The organism is Cupriavidus sp. SK-3, from assembly GCF_000611145.1.
In the GTDB taxonomy this organism is placed as follows: Bacteria; Pseudomonadota; Gammaproteobacteria; order Burkholderiales; family Burkholderiaceae; genus Cupriavidus.
Window position 1 is genome coordinate 2,362 of the sequence record NZ_JFJV02000136.1, and the last position, 3,502, is coordinate 5,863.

General features: G+C 65.0%; 3 protein-coding genes. 2 read left to right on the top strand and 1 reads right to left on the bottom strand.

Annotation, left to right across the window (positions count from 1 at the left end; genetic code table 11):
* Window positions 1–53 precede the first annotated feature (53 nt).
* A complete protein-coding gene (locus tag CF70_RS14680) occupies window positions 54–1,352 on the bottom strand; it encodes an MFS transporter (protein ID WP_035865749.1) in 1,299 nt (432 codons plus the stop codon).
* Between the two features lie 181 nt (window positions 1,353–1,533).
* On the opposite strand from CF70_RS14680, the gene CF70_RS14685 reads away from it, so the two are divergent.
* Together CF70_RS14685 and CF70_RS14690 are read left to right on the top strand one after the other, a co-directional pair.
* Complete coding sequence (locus CF70_RS14685; protein WP_081862178.1) at window positions 1,534–2,262, top strand: GntR family transcriptional regulator; 729 nt, start codon at window positions 1,534–1,536, stop codon at window positions 2,260–2,262.
* Window positions 2,259–3,101 (top strand): fumarylacetoacetate hydrolase family protein, encoded by an 843-nt coding sequence (locus tag CF70_RS14690; RefSeq protein WP_035865754.1) that lies wholly within the window; start codon window positions 2,259–2,261, stop codon window positions 3,099–3,101. Before CF70_RS14685 ends, CF70_RS14690 begins: the two co-directional genes overlap by 4 nt.
* Window positions 3,102–3,502: the final 401 nt, after the last annotated feature.

Below are 3,502 nucleotides of genomic sequence, written 5' to 3' on the forward strand. Positions count from 1 at the left end.
TGCCGGCGCGGCGCGTACGTGGGACAAGACTTGGTGTCGAGACGGGGCTGCGCTCAGACCGGCAGCTTCTTCTCGTAGTCGATCGCGGTCGACGCGAGGAACAGGCCCACGCCGGCGGCGGCGAAGAACATCAGGGCCAGGAAGTAGGAGCCGGTGAACTGCACGATCATGCCGACGATGATGGGCACGGTGATGCCGCCGATATTGCCGCCCAGGTTCATGATGCCGCCCAGCACGCCCACCTTGTTGCGGGTGCCGAGAATGGACGGGATGCACCAGAACAGGCCGCACCAGCGCAGGAAGAACAGCGTGCACGAGAGCAGGATCACTACCACTACCGGATCCTTCACATAGGCCACCGAGAAGATCGACACGGTGGCGACCACGGCGGCGATACCGAACAGGGTACGCATCACCAGGTTGGGCCTGCCGCCCGCAGCCTTCCACTTGTCCGCGATCCAGCCGCCGACGAGTTCGCCGACGAAGCCGGAGAAGAAGATGATGAAGCTGGCGCCGCCCATCTGCTTGATGTCGAAGCCGTGCACCTTGTTCAGGTAGTTGGGCATCCAGGTCAGCAGGCCGTAGAAGACGCTGTTGAAGCACATCCAGCCGATTGCCATGCACCACACCGAGCGGTACTTGAGGAAATCGAGCGAGCGTCCGGACAGGTTTGCCGGCTCGGCGCGATGTTCGGTGGCTTGCGCGGCTTCGATATAGCTGGCTTCAAGCTCATTGACGCCACGGTGCTCGCGCGGGGAGTTGCGCACGTAGTACCACGCCGCCAGGCCTGCCAGCACGGTGCCCACGCCGGCCACCACGAAGGCGAGGCGCCAGGAACCCAGCGCGGTGATCAGCCAGGTGATGATGATGGCGCCAAGCGCCGCGCCCAGCGGCGCGCCGCCGTCGAGCAGCGTAGCGCCGCGGCCGCGTTCGTTCTGCGTCATCCAGATCGCGTTGAGCTTGCCGCCGGCCGGGTAGATCGGCGCTTCGGCCGCGCCCAGGCCAAGCCGGGTCAGCAGCAGGGCGCCGGCGCTGGTGCATACCGCCGCCAGCGCCTGGAAGGCGCCCCAGAAGATGGTGGCGGTGGCGATCACGATACGCGGCTTGTACTTGTCCGCCAGCATGCCGCCGGGGATCTGCATGACCGCGTAGGTCCAGAAGAAGGAACTGAGGATCAGGCCCTGCATGGTGGGGCTGAGGTCGAATTCCTTGGCGATCAGGGGCATCGCCACCGACAGCGACGCGCGGTCGATGTAGTTGATGGCGATGAGGAACAACATCATCAGGAAAATCTTCCAGCGTACGGAGCTCTTCGTCTCCGTTAGCGCCGCAGCCCGGCTTGTCGTTTGCATGACGCGTGTCTCCTTTGAGGAATGGTAGGGCGGTTTGTGTTTTGTGTCGCGCAACTGGAACGGAGTATAGGATACGTAATCTGTAATTACAACTCTCGTAAGTCATTGATTTTATTGTTAAGCAAACGCACAATTTCAGGGTGTGATAGCCTTCTTGTGGTGCATGTTCCCCATCTCGGTGATGTCTGTGACTCAAACGCTTCCTAAATCCGCGCGCCTGCGCACGCTCGGCATGTCCGCCGAGATCGCCTCCCGTCTGCGCACCATGATCGAAGAGGGCGAACTGCCCCCCGGCGCGCGCATCGACGAACGCGCCTTCTGCGAAATGTTCGATGTGTCCAAGACGCCGTTGCGCGAGGCGCTCAAGGTGCTGGTGTCCGAAGGGCTGGTACTGCATCGGCAGTACATCGGCTACCGCGTGGCGCCGCTCGATCTCGACGAGTTGCGTTCCACCTTCGAAACCCTGCACGGGCTGGAAGCCACCGCCGGCGAACTGGCCGCGGCGCGGCTGTCCGAGGTGGCGATGGCTAGGCTGGAGCGCAAGCACCAGGCGATGCTGGATGCCCACGCCGCGGGGCGGCGCACCGAGTACTTTCGCGTAAACCAGGAAATCCACCAGCTCATCATCGACGGCGCCGCCAACCCGGTGCTGGCCGGCATCTACGCCACGCTGATGAGCAAGGTGCACCGTGCGCGCGGCGCCGCCAACGCGGATATGCTGCGCTGGCAGGAATCGCACGAGGAACACGAGGCCATCATGGCCGCGCTGCGCGAACCGGGCCGCCCGCGGCTGCCACAGGTGCTGCGCCAGCATTCCGAGAACACCGCCAAAGAAGTCCTGACCGTGGTCGCGCGGACCCTGTCCGAGCCCGCCGGCCGCACTGTCACTGAAGCCAAGGGGAAACGATGAAACTAGTACGTGTGGGTAAGCCGGGCGCGGAACGCCCGGGACTGATCGATGCCGAAGGCCGCGTGCGCGACCTGTCCGGCGTGCTGGACGGACTGGGGCCGCAAGCGCTGTCCGATGAAGCGCTGGCACGGCTGGCCAAAGTGGACCCGGCCACGCTGCCGGTGGTGCAGGCCGAGCGCTTCGGCGTGCCCTGGACCGGCATCGGCAAGATCGTGGCGATCGGCCTGAACTACGCCGACCACGCCGCCGAGGCCGGCATGCCGCTGCCGGCCGAGCCCATTGTCTTCCTCAAGGCCAACAGCTCGCTCAACGGCCCCGATGATGCGGTGATGCTGCCGCGCGGCTCGGAAAAAACGGATTGGGAAGTGGAACTCGGCGTGGTGATCGGCAAGGTGGCACGCGACGTCTCGCGCGACGAAGCGCTTTCCCACGTTGCCGGCTACTGCGTGGTCAACGATGTGTCCGAGCGCGAATTCCAGATCGAGCGCGGCGGCACCTGGGACAAGGGCAAGGGCTGCGATACATTCTGCCCGGTCGGCCCGTGGCTGGTCACGCGCGACGAAGTCGCCGACCCGCAGGCGCTGGCGCTCTGGCTGGACGTCAACGGCGAGCGCGTGCAGAAGGGCAGCACCGCCACCATGGTGTTCGACGTGGCCACGCTGGTGAGCTACGTCAGCCGCTTCATGACGCTGCACCCCGGCGACCTGATCTGCACCGGCACCCCGCCGGGCGTGGGCATGGGCTTCAAGCCGCCGCGCTTCCTCAAGGCGGGCGACACGATGCGCCTGGGCATCGACGGCCTGGGCGAGCAGGGCCAGACGGTGGTGGCTTACGCGTAGGGCAGGCTGGTCCGGGGTTGAACGCCAGGAAAAGGGCGGCCAGCGATGGCCGCCCTTTCTGCTTTGTGCGTGCCGCTTGTACCGCCAGCCGCACCCGCTGGCATCGGTGGCGCGTTGATGAAGGCGGCGCCTGTGATGCCCGCGCGCGAGTTCAGTCTTCCCCCCACGACCCCTCGCGCGGAGGGACCGTCCCCCGTTCGCAACAGTTGTTCCCCTGATTTCGCTACAAAGGGTTAAACCGTTTGCGCTCTGTGCCCAGCGTGAAATACTGTTTTCTATACGCCTCGAAAAAAACGAGCACACTGCCATGTCAGAACACGCACCCGAATTCATCGAGTCTCTTCTCGCCGACTCACCCCTCTCCGACTCACCCGCGACGTCCCCCGCGACGTCCCCCGCGA